This is a genomic window from Oceaniglobus roseus (assembly GCF_002869745.1).
Classification (GTDB): Bacteria; Pseudomonadota; Alphaproteobacteria; order Rhodobacterales; family Rhodobacteraceae; genus Oceaniglobus; species Oceaniglobus roseus.
In genome coordinates this window covers 80,832-103,869 of record NZ_PNOS01000001.1, presented here as the reverse complement: position 1 = coordinate 103,869, position 23,038 = coordinate 80,832, and the positions used below count along the sequence as shown (strand labels likewise).

Annotated in this window: 21 protein-coding genes; 15 read left to right on the top strand and 6 right to left on the bottom strand. The window is 68.7% G+C overall.

Features of this window, described 5'->3' with window-relative positions; translation table 11 throughout:
- Positions 1-2: 2 nt before the first annotated feature.
- From A7B20_RS00480 to A7B20_RS00460, 5 genes are read right to left on the bottom strand one after another with little or no spacing between them, the layout of a single operon-like run.
- Positions 3-761: an ABC transporter ATP-binding protein gene (locus A7B20_RS00480; RefSeq protein WP_216641152.1), complete on the bottom strand. Its 759-nt coding sequence runs from the start codon at positions 759-761 to the stop codon at positions 3-5.
- On the bottom strand, positions 758-1,603 hold the full coding sequence (locus A7B20_RS00475) for an ABC transporter ATP-binding protein (RefSeq protein WP_102106579.1): 846 nt from the start codon (positions 1,601-1,603) through the stop codon (positions 758-760). The genes A7B20_RS00480 and A7B20_RS00475 overlap by 4 nt, the downstream gene beginning before the upstream one ends.
- Entirely contained in the window at positions 1,596-2,519 is a 924-nt protein-coding gene (nikC, locus tag A7B20_RS00470) for a nickel transporter permease (RefSeq protein ID WP_102106578.1), read from the bottom strand. Before nikC ends, A7B20_RS00475 begins: the two co-directional genes overlap by 8 nt.
- The gene (locus A7B20_RS00465; protein ID WP_425437115.1) at positions 2,516-3,589 is read right to left on the bottom strand and encodes an ABC transporter permease; all 1,074 of its coding nucleotides are present in this window, start codon (positions 3,587-3,589) and stop codon (positions 2,516-2,518) included. The genes nikC and A7B20_RS00465 overlap by 4 nt, the downstream gene beginning before the upstream one ends.
- Positions 3,590-3,592: 3 nt before the next feature.
- A complete protein-coding gene (locus A7B20_RS00460; protein ID WP_102106577.1) occupies positions 3,593-5,188 on the bottom strand; it encodes an ABC transporter substrate-binding protein in 1,596 nt (531 codons plus the stop codon).
- 197 nt (positions 5,189-5,385) lie between these two features.
- Between A7B20_RS00460 and pip the strand changes: the two genes are divergently transcribed.
- The 3 genes from pip (at position 5,386) to A7B20_RS00445 (ending at position 10,833) form a co-directional block, all read left to right on the top strand.
- The gene (gene pip, locus A7B20_RS00455) at positions 5,386-8,133 is read left to right on the top strand and encodes a prolyl aminopeptidase (protein ID WP_102106576.1); all 2,748 of its coding nucleotides are present in this window, start codon (positions 5,386-5,388) and stop codon (positions 8,131-8,133) included.
- Positions 8,134-8,136: 3 nt separating this feature from the next.
- Entirely contained in the window at positions 8,137-9,771 is a 1,635-nt protein-coding gene (locus tag A7B20_RS00450; RefSeq protein WP_102106575.1) for an amidase, read from the top strand.
- Between the two features lie 84 nt (positions 9,772-9,855).
- On the top strand, positions 9,856-10,833 hold the full coding sequence (locus A7B20_RS00445; RefSeq protein WP_102106574.1) for an HpcH/HpaI aldolase/citrate lyase family protein: 978 nt from the start codon (positions 9,856-9,858) through the stop codon (positions 10,831-10,833).
- A 22-nt stretch (positions 10,834-10,855) separates the two neighbouring features.
- On the opposite strand, the gene A7B20_RS00440 is transcribed toward A7B20_RS00445, so the two are convergent.
- Complete coding sequence (locus tag A7B20_RS00440) at positions 10,856-11,464, bottom strand: response regulator transcription factor (protein WP_102106573.1); 609 nt, start codon at positions 11,462-11,464, stop codon at positions 10,856-10,858.
- Positions 11,465-11,714: 250 nt separating this feature from the next.
- Here A7B20_RS00440 and A7B20_RS00435 point away from each other — a divergent pair, with 250 nt between their 5' ends.
- The 12 genes from A7B20_RS00435 to pqqE all read left to right on the top strand — a co-directional run bounded on the left by A7B20_RS00435 (position 11,715) and on the right by pqqE (position 23,013).
- Positions 11,715-12,965, top strand: coding sequence for a pyridoxal-phosphate-dependent aminotransferase family protein (locus A7B20_RS00435; protein ID WP_102106572.1), 1,251 nt, complete (start codon positions 11,715-11,717; stop codon positions 12,963-12,965).
- A 27-nt stretch (positions 12,966-12,992) separates the two neighbouring features.
- A complete protein-coding gene (locus tag A7B20_RS00430) occupies positions 12,993-14,192 on the top strand; it encodes a malate--CoA ligase subunit beta (RefSeq protein ID WP_102106571.1) in 1,200 nt (399 codons plus the stop codon).
- Complete coding sequence (gene sucD / locus A7B20_RS00425) at positions 14,189-15,070, top strand: succinate--CoA ligase subunit alpha (protein ID WP_102106570.1); 882 nt, start codon at positions 14,189-14,191, stop codon at positions 15,068-15,070. The genes A7B20_RS00430 and sucD overlap by 4 nt, the downstream gene beginning before the upstream one ends.
- 11 nt (positions 15,071-15,081) lie before the next feature.
- Positions 15,082-16,053: a 2-hydroxyacid dehydrogenase gene (locus A7B20_RS00420; protein ID WP_102106569.1), complete on the top strand. Its 972-nt coding sequence runs from the start codon at positions 15,082-15,084 to the stop codon at positions 16,051-16,053.
- A 21-nt stretch (positions 16,054-16,074) separates the two neighbouring features.
- Positions 16,075-17,370 carry a serine hydroxymethyltransferase gene (gene glyA / locus A7B20_RS00415; protein WP_102106568.1) on the top strand — a complete coding sequence of 432 codons (1,296 nt, stop codon included), beginning with the start codon at positions 16,075-16,077 and terminating at the stop codon, positions 17,368-17,370.
- An 81-nt stretch (positions 17,371-17,451) separates the two neighbouring features.
- Positions 17,452-19,053, top strand: coding sequence for a sensor histidine kinase (locus tag A7B20_RS00410; protein ID WP_102106567.1), 1,602 nt, complete (start codon positions 17,452-17,454; stop codon positions 19,051-19,053).
- A gap of 10 nt (positions 19,054-19,063) precedes the next feature.
- Positions 19,064-19,753 (top strand): response regulator transcription factor, encoded by a 690-nt coding sequence (locus A7B20_RS00405; RefSeq protein WP_102106566.1) that lies wholly within the window; start codon positions 19,064-19,066, stop codon positions 19,751-19,753.
- An 83-nt stretch (positions 19,754-19,836) separates the two neighbouring features.
- Positions 19,837-19,938 (top strand): pyrroloquinoline quinone precursor peptide PqqA, encoded by a 102-nt coding sequence (pqqA, locus tag A7B20_RS00400; protein ID WP_102106565.1) that lies wholly within the window; start codon positions 19,837-19,839, stop codon positions 19,936-19,938.
- Between the two features lie 24 nt (positions 19,939-19,962).
- Positions 19,963-20,859: a pyrroloquinoline quinone biosynthesis protein PqqB gene (gene pqqB, locus A7B20_RS00395; RefSeq protein ID WP_102106564.1), complete on the top strand. Its 897-nt coding sequence runs from the start codon at positions 19,963-19,965 to the stop codon at positions 20,857-20,859.
- On the top strand, positions 20,856-21,614 hold the full coding sequence (gene pqqC, locus A7B20_RS00390) for a pyrroloquinoline-quinone synthase PqqC (RefSeq protein WP_102106563.1): 759 nt from the start codon (positions 20,856-20,858) through the stop codon (positions 21,612-21,614). Before pqqB ends, pqqC begins: the two co-directional genes overlap by 4 nt.
- Positions 21,611-21,883, top strand: a complete 273-nt coding sequence (gene pqqD, locus A7B20_RS00385; protein WP_102106562.1) for a pyrroloquinoline quinone biosynthesis peptide chaperone PqqD — start codon at positions 21,611-21,613, stop codon at positions 21,881-21,883. Before pqqC ends, pqqD begins: the two co-directional genes overlap by 4 nt.
- On the top strand, positions 21,883-23,013 hold the full coding sequence (gene pqqE, locus A7B20_RS00380) for a pyrroloquinoline quinone biosynthesis protein PqqE (RefSeq protein ID WP_102106561.1): 1,131 nt from the start codon (positions 21,883-21,885) through the stop codon (positions 23,011-23,013). The genes pqqD and pqqE overlap by 1 nt, the downstream gene beginning before the upstream one ends.
- Positions 23,014-23,038 lie beyond the last annotated feature (25 nt).

Below are 23,038 nucleotides of genomic sequence, written 5' to 3'. Positions count from 1 at the left end.
GGTCAGGCGTGGGCGGTGCCCCGGCTCGCCCGGATCAGTTGTTGCGTGTACTCGGTTTCGGCACGCTGGTCGCGCAGGGCGTCGGCGCTCAGCTCCTCGACGATCCTGCCTTGCGTCATCACCGCCACGCGGCTGCACATGTGGGCGATCACGCGCAGATCGTGGGAGACCATGACGTAGGTCAGCCCCCGGTCGCGGCGGAGCCTGTCGAGCAGGTTCAGGACGCCGGCCTGCACCGAGACGTCGAGGGCCGAGGTGGGTTCGTCCAGCAGCAGGATGCGCGGTTCCAGCAGCAGTGCGCGGGCGACGGCGACGCGCTGGCGCTGCCCGCCGGACAGCTGGTGGGGGTAGCGGTAGGCGAATTCCGGGGCGAGGCCGACGTCGTTCAGCACCTGCGCGATGCGGTCGTCCTTCCTGTCGAAGCGGTGGATCTCCAGCGGTTCGGCCAGCGTGGCGCGGATCATCCGGCGGGGGTGGAGCGAGCCGTAGGGGTCCTGGAAGACCATCTGCACGGTCTTGAAGAAGGCCTTGGTGCGGGGCTTCTGCGCCTGCTGGCCGTCGATCAGGACGTCGCCGGTGTAGTCGTCGTTGAGGCCCGTGATGGCCCGCAGGATCGTGGACTTGCCCGAGCCGGATTCGCCGATGATACCGAAGGCCTCGCCCGGGGCGGCGCGGAAGCTGGCGCTGTCCACCGCCTTCACGCGGGCGCGGCCCTGTCCGAAGGTGATGGTGAGGTCGCGGATCTCGACGGCGGGGGTCATCGGCGCTGCTCCAGCCATTTCGGATCGTGCTCGGGCACGGTCAGCTCCGCCACCTTGCGGTCGAGCGGGGGGAGGCTTTCGTTCAGGGCCACGGTATAGGGGTGTCTGGCGGCGGAGAGGTCGCGGGCGGCGAGTTCCTCCATGATCTGACCACCGTACATGACGAGGACACGGTCGCAGAAGTCGGCGACCAGCGGCAGGTCGTGCGAGATCAGGATCAGGCCCGCGCCTTCGGCCTCGACCCGCTCGTTCAGGATATCGAGGATCTGGCCCCGCACGGTCACATCCAGCGCCGAGGTCGGCTCGTCGGCGATGACGAGTTGCGGCTTGGCGATCAGCATCATGGCGATCATCACCCGCTGGCCCATTCCGCCCGAAAGCTCGTGCGGGTACAGGCGCGCGACGCGGCGGGGATCGCGGATGTGGACGGCTTCGAGCATGTCCAGAGCCTGATCGCGGGCCTCGGCGCGGGAGCATTTCGTGTGGAGGCGGCAGGATTCGGTGATCTGCGCCATCACCGTCTTCATCGGGTTCAGGGCATAGCGGGGGTCCTGCAACACCATGGCAAGGCGGCCGCCGCGGATCTCGCGCATCTGCCTTTCGGAGGCGGCGAGGAGGTCGATCTCCTGCAGTTGCAGCCTGTCGGCGCTGACCCGGGCCTTCGGGGGCAGCAGGCGCATCGCGGCGCGTCCGGCGGTGGACTTGCCCGAGCCGGATTCGCCGACGATGCCGAGCCGCTCGCGGCCCACGGAGAAGGAGATGCCGCGCAGCGCATCGGTATAGCCGTGGGCCGAGGGGTATGCGACGCGGAGGTTCTCGATTTCGAGGAGGGTGTCAGTCATCGCGGGGATCCAGCACGTCGCGCAGCCCGTCGCCGAGCAGGTTGAAGGCCAGCGAGACCACCATGATCGCGGCACCGGGAATGGCGGCGAGCCACCAGGAGGTGAGCATGAACTGCCGGCCCGAGGCGAGCATGGCGCCCCATTCCGGGCTCGGCGGCTGGGCGCCGAGGCCGAGGAAGCCGAGGCCGGCGGCGGTCAGGATGATCCCGGCCATGTTCAGCGTGATGCGGATGACCACCGAGGGCAGGCACACGGGCATGACGTGGCGCAGGATCAGCCGGAACCGGCTCGCTCCCTGGATGCGGGCGGCGGCGATGTAGTCGGATTTCCTCACCGTCAGCGCCTCGGCCCGCGCGAGGCGGGCGATGGGGGGCCAGGCCGAGAGGGCGATGGCGATGACGGCGTTCTCGATCCCCGGACCGAGGGCCGCGACGAAGGCGAGGGCGAGGATCAGCGAGGGGAAGGACAGGAAGATGTCGACGACGCGCATGGCCACGATGTCGGTCCAGCCGCCGAGATAACCCGCGGTCGCGCCCACGATCAGGCCGATGGGTCCCGCGATGACGGCGACCAGCGCGGCCATCATCAGGGTGATGCGGGCGCCGTAGAGGATGCGGGTCATGATGTCGCGGCCAAGGTCATCGGTGCCGAAGGGATGGGCGCCAGAGGGCGGCAGCAGGCGTTCGGACAGGTTCTGCGCCATCGGGTCGTAGGGCGTCAGCGCGGGGCCGAAGACGGCGAGGAAGATCAGCGCCAGCAGCACGATCAGCCCCGCCAGCGCCGCCTTGTTGGCCACAAGCCGCTGCCAGCTGCGCCAGGCGGCCTGCGCCCGGGCCTGCCCCGGGGAGGTGGCGCCTGGCGCTTCCAGCCAGCCTCGGAGCGTGGACTGGGGCGGGGAACCGGGCAGGTCGGTCATCGCGTCCTCGGGTCGAAGACGCGGTAGAAGATGTCGGAGGCAAGGTTCAGGGCGATGAAGATCAGCCCGACGATCAGGGTGCAGCCAAGGACCGCGTTCATGTCGGCCCGGAGCAGCGCGGTGGTGAGGTAGCGTCCGAAGCCCGGCCAGGCGAAGACGGTTTCCGTCAGCACCGCCCCTTCCAGCAGGAAGGCGTAGGACAGGGCGACGACCGTGACGAGCTGAACGGCGATGTTGGGGAAGGCATGGCTCCAGATCACCTGACGCCGGGTCGCGCCCTTGGCGCGGGCGGCGGTGATGTATTCCTGCCCGAACTGCTCCAGCATGAAGCTGCGGGTCATCCGCGCGATATAGGCCATTGCGCCGTAGGCGAGGATCGAGGCGGGCAGGACGATGCGCGAGAACACGTCCTGGAAGATGTCCCACCGTCCCGCGAGCAGGGAATCGACGAGGTAGAGCCCCGTCACCGGCTGAAGGTCGTACTGATACACGATGTCGATCCGCCCCGGCGCGCCGACCCAGCCGAGCCCGGCGTAGAAGACGGTGAGGCCGAGGAGGCCCAGCCAGAAGATCGGGGCGGAATAGCCGATCAGCGACACCACCCGCACGGTCTGGTCGATCCAGGTGTCGCGGTTCGCCGCGGCCGTCACCCCCAGCGGGATGCCGAGGCCGGTGCCGAGGATCATGGCGACCGTCGCCAGCTCCAGCGTTGCCGGGAAGACGCGCAGGATGTCCTCGGTCACGGGCCTGCCGCTGGTCAGGGAGGTGCCGAAGTCGAAGGTCAGGGAATTGACGATGTAGGTCAGGAACTGCCGCCACAGCGGCTGGTCCAGCCCCAGGCTGACATACATCCGGTCATAGGCCTCCTGGCTGGCGTCGTCCCCGAGGATCGCCAGCACCGGGTCGAGGGGCAGCAGGCGGCCGATGAAGAAGGTCAGCGCCAGCAGGCCGAGGATCGTGACGGCGACGGACAGCACCGTGCGGAACACTACCCCGGCCAGCGACACCCACCGGGCGGCGGTGTCGCTGTCGGTCTCGCGGTCCGGTGCGGCGGTGTCCGTCACGGCCACGGATCAGCCCTTCTCGACGTCGGCGTAGTAGACGCGGAAGGCGTTCCAGGGCCAGTTCGTGACGTTCTGGCGCATCGCCGCGGTGTCGAGAAGCTGGAACATGTAGGCGAAGGGCCCGTGCTCCATGTGGTCCTTCTGGATCTGGTGGTACATCTCGATCTGCTTCGCCTCGTCCTTCTCGAACAGCGCCTCGTCGACGCGCCTGTTGAAGTCCTCGGAGAACCAGGAGGCACGCCAGGTCGGGTACATCGACAGGCCGGAGTCGGCCGAGTTGTCGGGGTTCACCGCGTGGCGCGACAGCATCCCGTGGGCGTGCGGCACCGAGGTCTGCCACGAGAGCATGATGGTGTCGAAGTCACGGCCGCGGAAGGCCGAGAACAGCTGTGCGTTCGCCATCTGCTCGATGTTGAGCGTGATGCCGATCTTCGCCGCGTTCTCCTGCACATGCTGCGCGATGGGGGCGACATAGGGAAGCGTGCCGACGAACAGGCGGGCGGTGAAGCCGTCGGGATAGCCCGCCTCGGTGATCAGCTCCTTCGCCTTGTCGAGGTCCAGCTTGAAGGGCTGGCCCTCCTCCTCGTTCAGGGCGCCGAAGGCTCCGATGGGCACGACGCTGGCGCGGGGCACGCCGAGGTACTTCATCACCGTGTCGGCAAGGCCGTCGTAGTCCACGAGATACTTGAAGGCGAGGCGCACGCGGTCGTCCTCGAACTCGGGCTCGGCGCTGTTGAAGCCCATGTAGTAGAGCTGGTGCAGCGGGGTCGATTCCACCTTGATGTCCGGGTTCTCGGACAGGTCGCGCAGGTCCTCGGCGCCGAGGTCGCGCGCCACGTCGATGTCGCCCTGTTCCAGCAGCAGGCGCTGGGCCTGCGCCTCGGCCACATGGCGGATGATCCAGCGCTTGATCTTCGGCGCGTCGCCGTAATAGCCCTCGTTCGCTTCCAGGATCACCACCTCGCCCGCGTTCCACTGGCGAAGCTGGTAGGGACCGACGCAGGCGGTGTGGGTGGTCAGGTACTTGTTGCCATAGTCGTTCTCGACCGCCTCGCCTTCCAGAAGCGCCTTGTCCAGCACGTTGGCGACCCGGTTCGACGCGATGGCCTGCAGGATCAGTCCCGAGGGATAGGGGCGGGACAGGTTCATCTCGAAGGTGTGGTCGTCGACGGCGACGAACTGCTCTTCCGCGCCGTCGGCGGAGAAGCCGTATTCGGTCAGCGTCGCGGCGTTGCCGAAACCGAGCTTCAGGACACGCTGCATCGACCAGGCCACGTCCGCGGCCGTCACCGGGTTGCCCGAGGGGAAGGTCGCGCCCTGCACCAGGTCGAAGGTGATCTTCAGGCCGTCGTCGGAGACCTTCCAGCTTTTCGCCAGCGCCGGGACCACGCCCGCCTCGTCCGCGGGATCGGTGGACACCAGGCTGTCGCAGGTGTTCTGGATGATCTCGTTCGTCACCACCTCGCCGATCTGGGCCGGATCGAAGGTCGAGATGGCGTCGATGTTGCGTGCCATCACCATGGTGTCGGGCGGTGTTTCGGCCCAGGCGCCGGTCGCGGCGACGATGGCGGCGGCGGCCAGTCCGGTCCTTGCTGAAATTTTCATCTTGAGTTTCCCTGTCTGAACCCCGGGCCCGCCGGAGGACGGGCAATCGGGCGTTTCCTGAGTCCCTGCCTTGCATCCGGCAGATTGTATGACGATCATGCTTGAACGAATCCGGGCGAATTGCCAGCAGAAATTTCGCGCGCCTTCGGAGAGCGGTTCCGGATGCCGCCCCGTGCGCCCATGGGACAGGACAGACGATGCTTAATGAGGCGCTTTATCCACCGATCGACCCCTATGCCACGCACCGCCTCGAGGTGGAGGCGCCCCATGTCCTCCATGTCGAGGAATCCGGCAACCCGGACGGCATCCCTGTGGTGTTCCTGCATGGCGGCCCCGGCGCAGGCACGAAACCGGCGCAACGGCGCACCTTCGATCCCGCCCGTTACCGGATCGTGCTGTTCGACCAGCGCGGCTGCGGCAAGTCCGAGCCTTCGGCGGAACTGGGCGGCAACACGACGGATGCGCTGATCGCGGACATCGAGCGGGTGCGCGAACACCTGGGGATCGACACCTGGATGGTCGCGGGCGGCTCCTGGGGCAGCTACCTGACGCTGGCCTATGCCATCGCCCATCCCGACCGCTGCCGCGCCCTGCGGTTGCACGGGGTGTTCCTGGGCCGTCCCCACGAGGTGCGGTTCTGGTTCCACGGCATCGGCCAGCTCTTTCCTGATGCGTTCGAGCCGTTCGCGGCCCATGTCGGCCCGGACGAGCGGGACGACCTGCTGGCCGCCTACCACCGGCGGCTGGTTGACCCGGATCCCGAGGTGCAGATGGCGGCGGCCGTGCAGCTGCGCGGCTTCTCCTCGCGCACGCAGACGCTGCTTTACAGCGCGGCCCACGTGAAGGCGCTGACGACGCCGCGGGCGGCGCTGGAAATCTCGCGGATGTTCACGCACTACTGCATCAACGGCTTCTTCCAGCCCGAGAACCACCTTCTCGACAACATCGACGGCATCCGCCACCTGCCCTGCGAGATCGTGCAGGGCCGCTACGACGTGGTGACGCCGATGCAGAGCGCGTGGGACCTGCACCGCGCCTGGCCCGAGGCGCGGTTCACGCTGGTCGAACTGTCGAACCACGTCGCCACGCTGGAGGCGCCGGACCTGTCCACGGCGCTGCGCGCGGCGTCGGACCGGCTGGCCGACGGACCGGGGGCGCTGCCGATCGGGACCTACCTCGCGCCGCGGGCCCACCATTCGCCCGCGCTGTCCGAGGACGGCGAAATGCTGGCCTGGATCTCGGACGAGACGGGGTTCGACCAGCTCTGGTCGCGGGACCTGCCGGACGGGGCGCCGGTGCAGCGGACGGCGCTGACCGAGAAGGTGGGCAGCATCGCATTCCGCCCCGGCAGCCGGGACATCCTGTTCACCACCGATTGCGGCGGGGACGAGCATCACCAGCTGAACCTCCTGCGCGACGGCGCGACGGCGCACGAGGCCCTGACGGCGGCGCCCGGCGTGGTGCACACCTGGGGCTGCTTCGATCCCGCCGGCAGGCGCATCGCCTATGCCAGCAACGCGGGGCATCCCGAGCACACGCAGATCCATGTCCGCGACCTCGACTCGGGGCAGGACAGTGTCGTTCTGGAGGGGCCGGGGTGCCGCACGCCCCGTGCCTTCACACCGGACGGCACGGCCCTGCTGATCGAGGACGACCGCGACGGCATGTACGACGCCGCGCTGCACCTGCTGCCGCTCGACGGCGAGGAGAAGGTGCTGCTGGCGGGCGGGGCCAAAGCGCATTTCAACGCGGCCCGCTGGATCGAGAAGGGCGCGGCGCTGCTGCTGGTCACCGATCGTGGACACGACTTCCACTGTCTCCAGCGGCTGGACCTTGCGGGCGGGCTGAGCCGGCTGGCCCGGCCCGAGGGCGATGTCGAGGCGATGGCGCTGACGAAGGACCAGGGGCGCATCGCCTATGCCTGGAACGACAAGGGATACTCGCGCCTCGCGGTGCTCGAACGCGCCACGGGCGAGGCGACCGAGGTGGCGATGCCGTTTCCGGGCCGGGTGACGACGCTGCTCTTCGCGCCGGACCAGGAGTCGCTGATCCTCGCCGTCACGGGGTTCCGCGGCCCCTCGCAGATCGTGAGGGTCGCGATCGGGACGGGCGCGGTGGAGGTGCTGGCGGCGGGCGCCCCGGTGCTGAAGGACGCCGATACGGTCGAACCGACGCTCGCGTCCTTCCCCAGCTTCGACGGCGCCGAGGTGCCCGCCTGGATCTTCACCCCCCGCGATCCGGCGCCCGAGGCCGGCTATCCGGTGTTCTTCGTCGTCCACGGCGGCCCGGAATCGCAATATGCGGCGCACTGGCGGTCCGACGTGCAGTACCTGGTCCGGCGCGGCTGGCTGGTGGTCGCGCCGAACGTGCGCGGCTCGACGGGGTACGGCCGGGCCTGGCAGGCGGCGGACGACCTGGAGAAGCGGATGGATTCGGTGCGCGATCTGAAGGCGGTACGCGACGCTATCGCGGGCCGCCGGGACGTGGACGCGGGGCGGATGGTGGTCTCGGGGCAGAGCTATGGCGGGTTCATGGTGCTGTCGTCGATCACCGAGTATCCGCGGGACTGGGCCTGCGCCGTCGAGTTCTACGGCATCGCCGACTTCAACATGCTGATGGCCGCGACCGGGCCCTGGCGGCGCAAGCTGCGCGCGGTGGAATACGGCGACCCCGACACGGCGGAGGGACGCGAGATGCTGGTCGGCTTCTCGCCGCTGCGGAAGATCGCCGAGGTGCGGGCGCCGCTGTTCATCGCCCACGGCGGCGACGATCCGCGCGTGTCGCCCGCGGAAAGCGAGCTGGTCTTCGCCGCCCTGCGCGGCCTTGGCCACGACGTGGAGCTGGTGCGGATCGACCACGAGGGCCACGGTTTTGCCCGCTTACCGAACCGCGAGAAGGTCTTCGGCGCGATGATGCGCTTCATCGAGACGCGGGTTAGGGGCTGAGCCATGGACGAATGCCTGGACCACACCGCGCTTCAGGGCGCGGAAACGGTGATGGGGGTGCGCTATGGCGAGGGCGAGCGGCACCAGATCGCCGCCCTGATGGACGAGCAGCTGGCGCTGACCCGGGCGCTTCGTGCGGCGCAGATCGGCAACGGCGTGCCCATGGCCTGCGTCTTCGATCCGCGCCTGCCGGACTTCGTCATGCCGGACGTGCCCGACCGGGTGGACCTCGTGCCGCCCGATCCGGGGCCGCTGCCTGCCGACGAGGCCGACATCGCCTTCGCACCGCTGGTGCGGCTGGCGGGGTGGCTCGCCGACGGGTCGATCACCAGCGTGGCGCTGACACGGCTCTATCTCGGCCGGATCGCCCGGTTCAACCCGGTGCTTCGCTGCTTCGCCGCCGTGACCGAAGAGCTTGCGCTGGCGGAAGCCGCGACGGCGGATGCGCGGCGGGCGAACGGGGACGTGCCGGGGCCGCTGCTGGGGATTCCCTATGGGCTGAAGGACCTGTTCGACACCAAGGGCATCGTTACCGGCTGGGGGGCCGAGCCCTATCGTGACCGGATGCCGGAGCGGGATGCCGAGATCGTCACGCGGCTGCGGGCGGCGGGGGCGGTGCTGCTGGGCAAGACCTCGCTCGGGGCGCTCGCGCGCAACGACGTGTGGTACGGGGGGCGGACGAACAACCCGTGGAACCCCGACGAGGGGTCGAGCGGGTCGAGCGCCGGGTCGGCCTCGGCCACCGCGGCGGGGCTGTGCGGCTTCTCCATCGGGACCGAGACGCTGGGCTCCATCGTCTCGCCCTCGCAGCGGTGCGGCACGACCGGGCTGCGCCCCACCTTCGGGCGGGTGCCGCGGACGGGGGGCATGGTGCTGTGCGCGACGCTCGACAAGGCGGGGCCGATCTGCCGGGGTGTCGACGACACCGGGCTGGTGCTGGCGGCGATCCACGGGCCGGACGGACGGGACAGGTCCTGCATCGCCGCGCCGCTGCACGTTCCGGCGGACCGGGATCTTGCGGGGCTGCGGCTGGGGGTGCTTTCGGGGACGTTCGACGGGGCGAGCGCTGTGGATCGGCACGCGCTGGAGGTGGCGCGGGGGCTGGGCATGGCCGTGACGGAGGCGACGCTGCCCGACCTGCCCTATGCCTCCCTGCGCCATGCCCTGATGGCGGAGGCGGCGGCGAACTTCGAGGAGCTGACGTTCAGCGGCCGCGACGACATGCTGGCGGTGCAGACGAACGAGGCCTGGCCGAACACCTTCCGCCGCGCCCGCTTCCTGTCGGCGGTGGACCACGTGCAGCTCGACAAGCTCAGGTATCTGACGATGGAGGCGCTGGACGCGCTGTTCCGCGAGGTCGACGTGCTGATCGGTCCGGCCACGGCGGGGCCGATGCTGGTGGCGTCGAACTTCACCGGTCACCCCTGCCTGCACCTGCGCGCCGGGTTCGAGATGCGGGCAAGCCGCCCGCCTTCGGGTCCGGGGCTGCCGCCGGGGGAGGGCGGGCCGCTGCACCGCGTGCCCTCGGGCATCTCGCTCTGGTCGGGGCTGTTCCGGGAGGATCTGCTGCTCGGCGTCGGCGCGCGGCTGGAGGCGGCGCTGGGCGTGGCGGGGGAGCGGCCGAACGCGTTCGGCTGAGGATAGACCAACGGGTGCCTTGACGCTTCCTTTCCCGGTGATGCCTTCTGGCGCAAGAATGTTTCACCCGCGAAAGGACCTCCCATGTCGTTCCACGCCGTCGAACAAGCCCCCGCCCGACTGAACCGCTCGGAACTGGCGGTGCCGGGAAGCCAGCCGCAGATGTTTGAAAAGGCGGCGCAATCCGACGTCGACGTGGTGTTCCTGGACCTCGAGGACGCGGTGGCGCCCGATGACAAGCCGCAGGCGCGCAAGAACATCATCAAGGCGCTGAACGAGATCGACTGGGGCAAGAAGTCGATGTCGATTCGCATCAACGGGCTCGACACCCATTACATGTACCGCGACGTGGTGGACATCGTGGAGCAGGCGGGCGAGCGACTGGACCTGATCATGGTGCCGAAGGTCGGCACGGCGGCGGATGTCTATGCCGTCGACATGCTGGTGACGCAGATCGAGGACGCGAAGGGCTTCAGGAAGCGGATCGGGTTCGAGCACATCATCGAGACGGCACTGGGGATGCAGAACGTGTCCGAGATCGCGGCGGCGTCGAAGCGGAACGAGAGCCTGCATTTCGGTGTGGCCGACTATGCCGCGTCGACCCGGGCGCGGACCACGGTGATCGGCGGGGTGAACCCGCATTATTCCGTGCTGACCGATGCCGACGAGGGCGGCGCGCGGCAGACCCACTGGGGCGACATGTGGCACTATGCGCTGGCGCGGATGGTCGTCGCGGCGCGGGCGAACGGGCTGCGCCCCATCGACGGACCCTTCGGCGACTTCAGCGATCCCGACGGCTATCGCGCGGCGGCCTACCGCGCGGCGGTGCTGGGATGCGAGGGGAAGTGGGCGATCCATCCCTCGCAGATCGCGCTGGCCAACGAGGTGATGAGCCCGTCTGAGGCCGAGATCACCAAGGCCAAGCGGATCCTGGAAGCGATGAAGGTGGCCGAGGCGGAGGGCAAGGGCGCAGTGTCGCTGGACGGTCGGCTGATCGACTATGCCTCGATCCGGCAGGCCGAGGTTCTGGTGCAGAAGGCTCGCCAGATCGCCGATCGCTGAGATCGGGAGGCACTCGTGACGCTCAGCCGCCCTGCCGCTCCTTCGGCAGGCGGCTGGAGTAGTAGAAGGCGATCGCCTGCGCGCGGTTCTTGACGCCAAGCTTGTCGTAGAGGTTCGACAGGTGGAACTTCACCGTGTTGGTGGAGATTTCCAGGTCGCGCGACAGCTCGCGGTTGGTCAGGCCCTTCGACAGCGCCTCCAGCATCACCCGCTCCTTGCGCGAGAGCTGGTGGATCGGGTCGTTCTGCAGCTCGCGCACGTCGAGGAAGGGGAAGACCATCTTGCCGGCCGCGACCTCGACGCAGGTTTCCAGCAGCGCCTCGGCCTGGGTCGAGCGGGGCGAGAAGGCGGCGGCGCCCGCGGTCATGACGCGGCGGGGCAGGTCGCCCGTATCCTCGGCATAGACGACGATCCGGGGGGCGTTGGCCTGTTCGCGCAGCACCTCGATCAGCCGCGCACCGCCGAGGACGGGCAGGTTCCAGTCGATGATTCCGATCTGCACCGGCACCCGCATGACGGTCCCGAGAAAGCCCTCGGCCGTGGCGGAGGTGGCGACGAGGGAAAAGCGCGGATCCTGGTCGATGATCCCCGACATGGCCGAAAGGACGAGCGGATTGGCGTCGGCCAGCATGATGTCGATCGGCTTGCGTTTTTCGCCAGGTCTTTGATTCAAGACATGTATTCCCGATAAACTACCCATGTGTATGGGTGTGGTGACGGTATACGCTGGGACACTTACCCGAACGGGTGGGTTTTTCCCTACCCATATAGCTACCCGAAAGCAGTGCCTCCTCCTATTCCGCCAAAGGTCGGGGGCTGTCACCTTTCCTTCATACCCTGCGGATCGACCGAATCCGCTCCGGGCCTGAGGAGGAGATGACATGACCGAAGCCACCGTTTTCGCGCAGCTCGAAATTCCCGAAACCATCGCAGCGGGCCCCGGCCCCGGCAATACCGACTCCCGGGTGCTTGCGCGCTTCGCCGCCGCGGGCATCGCCGACCACATGCACCCCGCCGTCCTGCGCGGGATGCAGGAGTGCAAGCGGATGCTGCGCGACGTGATGGGGACGAAGAACGTCCATACCTTCGGGGTTGCGGGCACGGGGTGGAGCGGGCTCGACACCATGTTCTCGGCGGTGATGCCGGGCGACAAGGTGGTGATGTTCGTGAACGGCACCTTCTCGGGCATCGACGGGCTGACCGTGCGGATGAAGGCCGCCACGGCCGAGGAGCTGGCGGCGAACCCGATGGACCCGAAGCCCGCCAGCGTCACCATCGTTAACGTGCCGCACGGACAGTCGGTGACCGGCGAGATCGTCGAAAAGGCGCTGGCCGAGCACAAGCCGATGTGGGCCGCCATGGCGCATTACGAGACCGGTTCTGGCCGGGTGAACGACATCCGCGGCTTCTCGGACGCCTGCGGGAAGCACGGCGTGATGGGGCTGGTCGACGCGGTGTCGTCGCTGGGCGTCGGCGACTTCCGGATCGACGATTACCCGGGCGTGGCCGCCTGGGCGTCGTGCCCGCAGAAGGGCATCTGCTGCCTGCCGCTGACCTATGCGCCGGTGTCCTTCACCGACCGCTACATCGACGTACTTAAGACGCGTGGCTGCCGGACCTTCGACCACCATCCGATCCTCGAGGCGCGGCACTGGGGCATCATCGACGGCAAGGACGTCGAGAAGGGCACCTATCACCGCACCCACAGCGCCTATGCCGTCGCCGCCTTCCACGAGGCCCTTCGGATCACCCTGCAGCACACCGTGGCGCAGCGGGCGAAGGATTACGTCTTCCACGAGGCGGCGCTGAAGGAGGCGGTCACGGCCATGGGCTGCGAGGTGACGTCGAACATGCCCTCGCTCGTCGTGCTGAACCTGCCGGGCGCGCTGAAAGGCCGCGAGAAGGAGCTGGTGGAATCGTGCCGCGCGCAGGACTTCGGCATCTGGCCGACGCTTTCGGAGCCGGTGCAGGTCCGCATCGGCATCCTGAACCTGCTGAGCGCCGCCGCAATCTCGGATATCGTCCAGCGCTTCGGCGCGGCCCTGCGCGAGATGGGTGCCGACTTCGACCAGGCCAAGGTCGACCAGGTTCTGGACCGTCACTATGGCGGAAGGGCCATGGCGGCCGAATAGGTCGCCCTTCTCTGGGAGGAGAGAGCAATGGATATCCATGAATACCAGGCCAAGGAGGTCCTGGCCGGGTTCGGGGTGGCGGTGCCGGACGGCGCGCTGGCCTACAGCCCGGAACAGGCCGCCTACCGCGCCCGCGAACTGGGCGGCGAGAAGTGGATCGTCAAGGCGCAGGTCCATGCCGGGGGCCGCGGCAAGGCGGGGGGCGTGAAGCTCTGCTCCTCCGACAGCGAGATCCACGCGGCGGCCGAGGGCATGTTCGGCCAGAAGCTGGTGACGCACCAGACCGGGCCCGAGGGCAAGGGGATCTACCGCGTCTATGTCGAGACGGCGGTGAACATCGCGCGGGAGATCTACATCGGCTTCGTGCTGGACCGCACCAGCCAGCGGGTGATGATCGTCGCCTCGGGCGAGGGCGGCATGGAGATCGAGGAGATTTCCGCGACGAAGCCCGAGTCGATCGTCCGCACCTCGGTCGAGCCTGCCGTGGGCCTGCGCGATTTCCAGTGCCGCCAGATCGCCTTCAAGCTGGGGATGGAGCCCGGCCTGGTTCAGCACATGGTGCGGACGCTCCAGGGCTGCTACCGCGCCTTCACCGAACTCGACGCGACCATGGTCGAGATCAACCCGCTGGTGGTGACCGGGGACAACCGGATTCTGGCGCTGGATGCGAAGATGACCTTCGACGACAACGCCATGTTCCGCCATCCGCAGATTTCCGAGCTGCGGGACAAGTCGCAGGAGGACCCGCGCGAAAGCCGGGCCGCCGACCGGGGGCTGAACTACGTGGGCCTCGACGGCAACATCGGCTGCATCGTCAACGGCGCGGGGCTCGCCATGGCGACGATGGACACGATCAAGATGGCGGGGGGCGAGCCTGCGAACTTCCTCGACATCGGCGGGGGCGCGACGCCCGAGCGGGTGGCGAAGGCGTTCCGCCTCGTGCTGTCGGACAAGAACGTGCAGGCGATCCTCGTCAACATCTTCGCGGGCATCAACCGCTGCGACTGGGTGGCCGAGGGCGTGGTCCACGCCCTGCGCGAGGTGCAGGTGGACATTCCCGTGGTGGTGCGCCTTGCGGGCACCAACGTGGAGGCGGGACAGAAGATCCTGGCCCAGAGCGGGCTGCCGATCATCCGCGCCTCTACCTTAAGCGAAGCCGCCGAGCGTGCCGTGGGCGCGTGGAAGAACGATCTGGCGCAAGCCACCCGCGTGAGGGCCGTCGTATGAGCATCCTGATCGACCGCAGCACCCCTGTCATCGTGCAGGGGATCACCGGCAAGATGGCCCGGTTCCACACCAAGGACATGCTGGCCTACGGCACAAACGTCGTCGGCGGCGTGGTGCCCGGAAAGGGCGGCGAGACGGTGGAGGGCGTGCCCGTCTTCGACACCGTCGAGGAAGCCGTGGCCGAGACCGGCGCAGAGGCGTCACTGGTCTTCGTTCCGCCCCCCTTCGCGGCGGACAGCATCATGGAGGCGGCGGATGCCGGGATCCGGTACTGCGTCTGCATCACCGACGGGATTCCCGCGCAGGACATGATCCGCGTGAAGCGGTACATGTGGCGCTATCCCAAGGAGCGGCGGATGGTGCTGACCGGGCCGAACTGCGCCGGCACCATCAGCCCCGGCAAGGCGATGCTGGGGATCATGCCGGGCCACATCTACATCCAGGGCAACGTCGGGATCGTGGGGCGGTCCGGTACGCTGGGCTACGAGGCCGCGTCGCAGCTGAAGGAGCTGGGGATCGGCGTATCGACCTCGGTCGGGATCGGCGGCGATCCGATCAACGGGTCGTCCTTCAAGGACATCCTCGAGCGGTTCGAGGCCGACGACGAGACCCACGTCATCGCCATGATCGGCGAGATCGGCGGCCCGCAGGAGGCCGAGGCGGCGGAGTACATCCGCGATCATGTGAGAAAGCCCGTGGTCGCCTATGTCGCTGGTCTGACCGCGCCGAAGGGGCGGACCATGGGGCATGCGGGGGCCATCATCTCGGCCTTCGGGGAAAGCGCGAGCGAGAAGGTCGAGATCCTGAGCGCCGCCGGCGTGACCGTGGCGCAAAGCCCGGCCCACATCGGCGAAACCATCGCCTCGGTCATGCAATAGGAGACAGAGACATGGTCAAACCCTCCATCTTCCTCACCCGCCGCTGGCCGGATGCCGTCGAGGCGCGTCTGGCCGAGCACTTCGAGGTGACGCTGAACCGCAGCGACACGCCCCTGCCGCGCCAGGAGCTGCGCGAGGCGCTGGGCCGGTTCGATGCCTTCCTGCCCACCGTCACCGACGACCTGTCGGCGGCGACGCTGGACGTGCCGCAGGCGCGGGCGCGGATCATCGCGAACTACGGCGCGGGGCACGAGCATATCGACCTCGAGACGGCGAAATCGCGCGGGATCACCGTGACGAACACCCCCGACGTGCTGTCGGAGTGCACGGCGGACCTGGCGATGACGCTGCTGATGATGGCCGCCCGCCGCACCACGGAAGGCGAGCGCGAGATGAAGTACGGCCAGTGGACGGGCTGGCGGCCGACGCACCTGATGGGCACCAAGGTCTCGGGCAAGGTGATCGGGCTTGTCGGCTTCGGCCGGATCGGCCGCGAGATGGCCCGGCGGGCGCATCACGGGTTCGGAATGAAGGTTATTGTATATAACCGTTCCACCGTCGATCCCGAGGTGCTCGCGCGCTACGGTGCGACCCAGGCCGAGAGCCTGGAGGCGATGCTGCCGCTTTGCGATTTCGTCTCTCTGCACTGTCCGGGGGGCAAGGAGACGCGGAAGCTGATGAATGCCGAGCGGCTGGGCCTGATGAAGAAGGATGCCTTCCTCATCAACACCGCCCGGGGCAACGTGGTGGACGAGCAGGCGCTGGCGCAGGCCCTGTGGTTCGAGACCATCGGCGGCGCCGCGCTGGACGTCTATGCCGAGGAGCCGCGGATCCATCCCGACCTCGCCGAGTGCGACAACCTCGTGATGCTGCCCCATCTCGGCAGCGCGACGCGGGAAACGCGCGAGGCCATGGGCTTTCGCGTGCTCGACAACCTCACCGACTTCTTCGAGGGCCGGTCGCCGCGCGACCGCCTGATCTGACCCGACTTTCAGGAGCAAGACATGAACAAGCCGCACCGTGACAACGGGTTCTTCACCCGCGCCCTGTCCGACACCGACCCCGCGATCTTCGGCGCGATCCAGCACGAGCTGAACCGGCAGCGCAAGGAGATCGAGCTGATCGCCTCCGAGAACATCGTTTCCCGCGCCGTGATGCAGGCGCAGGGATCGGTTATGACCAATAAGTATGCCGAGGGCTATCCCGGCCGCCGCTACTATGGCGGCTGCGAGTTCGTGGACATCGCCGAGGAGGTCGCCATCGACCGCGCCTGCCAGCTGTTCGGCTGCCAATTCGCGAACGTCCAGCCGAATTCCGGCTCGCAGGCCAACCAGGGGGTGTTCACGGCCCTGCTGAAGCCGGGCGACACGATCCTGGGCATGAGCCTCGACGCCGGCGGCCATCTGACCCACGGTGCGAAGCCGAACCAGTCGGGCAAATGGTTCAACGCCGTGCAGTATGGCGTGCGGCGCGACACGCTGGACATCGACTATGACCAGATCGCCGCGCTTGCGGCCGAGCACAAGCCGCAGATGATCATCGCCGGCGGCTCGGCCATTCCGCGGGTCATCGACTTCAGGCGGTTCCGCGAGATCGCGGACAGCGTGGGGGCCTATCTGCTGGTCGACATGGCGCATTACGCCGGGCTGATCGCCGCGGGGGCCTATCCCTCGCCGTTCCCGCACGCCCATGTCGCCACGACGACGACGCACAAGACGCTGCGGGGCCCGCGCGGCGGCATGATCCTGACCAACGACGAGGCCATCGCGAAGAAGGTCAACTCGGCCATCTTCCCGGGCATCCAGGGCGGGCCGCTGATGCATGTGATCGCTGCGAAGGCGGTGGCCTTCGGCGAGGCGCTGCGGCCGGAGTTCAAGGATTACATCGCGCAGGTCATCGCCAACGCCAAGGTGCTGAGCGCGCGGCTGATGGAAGGCGGGCTCGACGTCGTGACGCGGGGCACGGACAGCCATCTTCTGCTGGTGGACCTGCGCCCCAAGGGGGTGAAGGGCAACGCGACCGAGAAGGCGCTGGGGCGCGCGCACATCACCTGCAACAAGAACGGCATCCCCTTCGACGACGAGAAGCCGACGATCACCAGCGGCATTCGCCTCGGCACGCCCGCGGGCACGACGCGGGGCTTCAGCGAGCCGGAGTTCGCGGAAGTGGCCGAGATGATCGTCGAGGTGGTCGATGGCCTTGCGAAGAACGGCGAGGAGGGCAACGGCGCGGTCGAGGCGAAGGTGCGCCAGCGGGCGATCGCGCTCTGCGACCGGTTCCCGATCTACGGCATGGGCTGACGGCGGCGCTTCACGGGCAGGCTGGACAAGGCGTGCGCGGGCGGCACATCCTGAGGTCCGCCCCGACGCCTGGACCCCGCCATGTCGCCCACCCTTACCGGCCTGTCTCTGCGCGCCCGCCTCGGTCTCGGGGCGGGCGCGATCGGGCTGGTGGCCGCGCTGGCCGTCTGGCTGGCGATCTTCGGCATGGCCCAGATGGCCCAGCGGGTCGATTCGGCGCTGGCGAGCGAGCAGCGGATTCAACGGTACGGGCGGCTGGCGAGCCAGGTCAGCACCTTCCTCGCCGTCGTCTACGAGGCCGGACAGGACCGCGACCGGGCGACCTCGGAATACGGCGCCGCCCGGCTGGAGGGGCTGGCGGGCGACATCCGCGACACCTTCGCCCTGATCCGCGATGACCTGGACCGCACGGTTGAGGCCGAGGACGCCGGGTTCGACGAACGCTCGCGCCGGGCCTCGCGCAGCATCGCCATCGCGCGGATGGAGGCGCTGTTCCGCGACATGGCCAACCAGTTCGGCGCCGGGCAGAACGCGGCCGATCCGGATGCGCTCCTGGGGCGGCTCAATGCCTTCTCGCTGGGGTTCGATCCGCTGCTGAACGGCGTCATCACCGAGGAACGGCGCGCGCGGGAGCAGACCATTGCCGGGATCGCGGACCTTCGGGAGTGGCTGACGCGGGTGGCCTACGCGGTGGGGGCGCTGGCGCTGCTGATGGCCGCCGGGTTCCACCTGCTGCTGGTGCGGCCGCAGATGGACCGCCTCGCCCGGCTGCAGGAGGCGGCGCGGCGCATCGGGCGGGCGGACTTCGCCGTCGCCCTCCCCGAGACCGGGCTTGACGAGATCGGCCGCCTGTTCCGCGAGACGAACCGGATGGCCGGCGCTCTGGCGGCCCGGCAGGCCGAGGTCGAGACGGAATGGGCGCGGCTGAACCAGACCATTGCCGAACAGACCGAGGCCCTGCGCAGCGCCAACGCGGCACTGGCCAAGACGGACGAGGACCGGCGGCGGTTCTTCGCGGACGTGAGCCACGAGCTCAGGACACCGCTGACGGTGATCCTGATGGAGACGGAGCTGGCGCTGAAGGGCGGCGCGGCGCCGGACGGCCCCTTCGGCGTGATCGAGGCGCGGGCGCGGCGTCTGAACCGGCGGATCGACGACCTGCTGCGCGTGGCGCGGTCGGACAGCGGAACGCTGAGCCTCCAGTCGCTGCGCTTCGACCTCGGCACCGCGGTGCGCGAGGCGGTGGAGGACATGCGCGCGCCCGCGGCGAGCGCGGGGGTGACGCTGGAGGTCGAGACGGCGGGCGAGGTGCCGGTGACGGGCGATCCGAACTGGACCCGGCAGGTGATCGCCGGACTGGTCGAGAACGGGTTGCGCCATGCGCGCGACGGCGGGCGGATCGCGGTGCTGTGCGACCGCACGGGCGATGCGGGCCGGGTGCGGGTGGTGGACAACGGCCCCGGCATCGCCCCCGCCGACCGCGCCCGGGGGATGGAGCGGTTCGGGCAGGGACCGGGCGACACCCGGCGCGAGGGGTTCGGGATCGGGCTGGCGCTGGCATCCTGGGTGGTGGGCCAGCAGGGCGGTTCGATCGCGCTCGACAGTCCGGTGCCCGCGGCGCTGCGGCTCGGGGAGGCGACCGGCACTTTGGTCACGGTTTCTCTGCCCCTGGCGGAAGGCTAGCGTCTGGCCCATGACCATGCCGACCATCCTGATCGTCGACGACGACCCTGAGATCACCGATGCCCTGTCGCGGGGGCTGCGGATGCACGGCTATGACACCCGCTGCGCCCGGGCGGTGGCAGGGGTGCCGGACCAGATCGCCGATCCCGCGGTGACCGCCGCGATCATCGACGTGATGATCGGTGCGGACAGCGGCATCGCGCTGGTGCGTTCGCTGCGCGCCTCGGGCGTCGCCAAGCCGCTTCTGATGCTCTCCGCCCTGGCGGAGGTCGAGGACCGCGCGGCGGGGCTGGAGGCCGGGGCGGACGACTATATCGTCAAGCCCTTCTCCTTCGACGAACTGGTGGCGCGGCTGAAGGTGCAGGAGCGGCGGGCGGCGGTGCCCGCGCTGAGCGTCGATCCGACATCGCGCCGTCTCCGCTGCCGCGGCGGGCAGGCGGTGGAGCTGACGGAGCGGGAGTTCGAGCTGTTCGAGATGCTGCACGACCGGGCGGGCGAGATCCTGTCGCGGGGCGAGATCTTCGATTCGCTCTGGGCGAAGGAGGGCTCGTCGTCGGAGAACGTGGTCGACGTCTACATCGGATACCTGCGCCGGAAACTGGCCGCGCTCGAGGAGTCGCGGTTGGAAATCAGGACCATACGCAACCGCGGCTTCGTCCTGGGCCCGCCGTTCCCGGCGCCGCGGGCGGGTGATACTTAAGTATCTCTTAGAACATAAGTTTTGACGCGGAGGGGTCGGATGCCCACATTCACGGTACGGAAACCCTTGTGGAGGAATGACCAATGGCCTGGAGCAAACCCGTTCTGCGCGAAATCGAGTGCGGCATGGAAATCAACATGTACGGACCGGAAGGCGAAGAGCGCGACGGCGACGACCTGTTCTGATCCGGACGCGCGCGGGACATTGCGATGAGCCTGCGCGCGTGCATCCTCGGGGCCGCTGCCGGGGGCGGCCTGCCGCAGTGGAACTGCGGTTGCCTCAACTGCAACCTGGCCCGCGCGGGCGAGATCCCGTCGCAGTCCCAATCCTCGGTGGCGTTCAGCGTCAACGGAACGGACTGGGCGGTCCTGAACGCTTCTCCCGACATCCGCGACCAGATGGCCTGGATCCCGTCCATGCACCCGACGGGGCTGCGGGAAAGCCCGCTGAAGGCGGTGCTGCTGACCAACGGCGACATAGACCACGTCGCCGGTCTTCTGACCCTGCGTGAACAACAACCCTTCACGCTGTTCGCCACGCGCGAGATCCACGGCGTGATCGAGGCCAACCCGATCTTCACCGCCCTTCGCCCCGACCTGGTGATCCGCCGCACCGTGGCCCTTGATGCGCCGGTCGAACTGCTGCCCCGTCTCACCGCGACGCTGTTCGCCGTGCCCGGCAAGGTGCCGCTCTACCTCGAAGGCGAAACGGTCGAGACCGAGCTGGAGGGCGAACAGACCGTGGGCGTGCACCTGACGGACGGCTCCAAGAATGTCTTCTACATCCCCGGCTGCGCCGTGATGAAGCTGAACCTGGCGCGTCGGCTTCAGGGGGCCGACATGGTGTTCTTCGACGGCACCCTGTGGCAGGATGACGAGATGGTCCGCGCGGGGCTGAGCCAGAAGACGGGCAAGCGCATGGGGCACATGTCGATGTCCGGCGACGACGGCTCGATGGCCGCGTTCGAGGGGATTACCGTGGGACGGAAGGTCTTCGTCCACATGAACAACACAAACCCCGTCCTGCGCCCGGATTCGGCCGAGCGGGCCGAGGCCGAGGCACGGGGCTGGATCATCGCCGCCGATGGAATGGAGTTGACGCCATGACCGCAACCAAGTCCGAGTTCGAAGCCCGCCTGCGCCAGATCGGCGCCGAGCGGTACCACGACAAGCACCCGTTCCATCACCTTCTGCACTCCGGCGGCTGCACGCCGGACCAGGTGCGCGCCTGGGTCATCAACCGGTACTACTACCAGTCGCGGATTCCGATGAAGGACGCGGCCTTCATGTCGCGCGTCACCGATCCGGCGCTGCGCAAGGCATGGCGGAGCCGGATCGAGGATCACGACGGCACCGCCGACAACGAGGGCGGCATCCAGCGCTGGCTGCGCCTCGCCGACGCGGTGGGGCTCGACCGTGACTATGTGGCCAGCACCGATGGCGTGCTGGCGGCGACGAAGTTCGCCGTCGATGCCTATGTGCGCTTCGTGCGGGACGAGACGCTGCTGGAGGCCGTCGCGGCCTCGCTGACCGAGCTGTTCGCGCCCGCCATCCACGCGCAGCGGATCGAGGGGCTGCTGGCCAACTATGCCTTCGCGGACGATTCGAGCCTGTCGTACTTCAGGAACCGCCTGAAGGAGGCGCCGAAGGACGTCGCCTTCGGTCTGCAATGGGTGCTGGACCACGCCGACACGGCCGAGAAGCAGGACGCGGCGGCGAGGGCGCTGATGTTTAAGACCGACGTGCTTTGGTCGCAGCTCGACGCGCTGCACTCGGCCTATGTCGCGCCCGCGCGGATTCCGCCGGGGGCCTGGCAGCCGGGCACGCATCTTACGGAAACGCCGCAGGCGAAGGCGTCATGAGCCCGGAGGACATCCCCGTCATTCCCCGCGGCGTGCGGCTGCACGAGGACCGCGTGCGCGGAAGCTGGGTGCTGCTGGCGCCGGAGCGGGCCATAAGGCTCGACCCGATCGGCCACGCGATCCTGTCCGAGATCGACGGGAGTCGCAGCTTCGGGGCGATCACCGCGGGGCTGGCCGCGAAGTACAACGCGCCGGAAGAGCAGATTGCCAAGGACGCGGGGGAGTTCATTGAGGGGCTGATGAACCGCCGGATACTGGAGGTCGCATGATGGACGGAAGCACAGTCACCGATCTGCACGCCGAGGGGCGGGCGCGGGGGATCCCTGCGCCGATTGCCATGCTGGCCGAGCTGACCCACCGCTGTCCGCTGTCCTGCCCCTACTGCTCGAACCCGGTGGAGCTGGCACGGAAGGAGCGCGAGCTGTCGACCGAGGACTGGATCCGTGTGTTCCACGAGGCCGCAGAGCTTGGCGTGCTTCAACTGCACCTCTCCGGGGGCGAGCCTGCCTCGCGCCGGGATCTGGTGGAGCTGGTGAAGGCCGCGCGGGAGGCGGGGCTTTACACCAACCTCATCACCTCGGGCATCGGGCTTTCGGAGCGGCGGATGGCCGAGCTGGACGAGGCGGGGCTGGACCACATCCAGCTGTCGCTGCAGGGCACGGACGCCGAGATGGCGGACAACATCGGCGGCTACAAGGGCGGCTTCAAACGCAAGATGATGGTGGCCGAGTGGATCAAGGCCAGCGGCATCCCCCTGACGCTGAACGCTGTCGTCCACCGGCGGAACCTGCACCAGCTGCCCCGCGCCATCGAGATGGCGCTGGAGATGGAGGCGCGGCGGATCGAGGTCGCCATCGTCCAGTTCCACGGCTGGGCGATGCAGAACCGCGACGCGCTGATGCCGACGAAGGAACAGGCGCAGGAGGCGAGCCGCATCGTCGCCGAGGCGCGGGCGGCGCTGAAGGGGCGGCTGGTGCTGGACTATGTGCCGGCCGACTATCACTCGGACTATCCGAAACGCTGCATGGGCGGCTGGGGGTCGTCGGGGCTGAACGTGGCGCCGGACGGGGAGGTGCTGCCCTGCCATGCCGCGCAGACGATCCCGAGCCTTTCCTTCGACAACGTGCGCGACAGGGGGCTGGCGGACATCTGGTACAACGGATCGGCCTTCAACGCCTACCGCGGCTACGAGTGGATGCAGGAGCCCTGTCGGTCCTGCGAGCGCAAGACGAAGGATTTCGGCGGCTGCCGCTGCCAGGCGATGGCGCTGGCGGGCGATCCGGCGGCGACCGATCCGGTGTGCATCAAGTCGCCGCTCCACGGTGAGCTGCAGAAGCGGGCCGAGGCGTTCTCGGGCAACGACGCGGCCGAGCTGATCTATCGCGGGCAGCCGGCCTGAGGCGGTGCCGCGGTCGGGTGTCCGA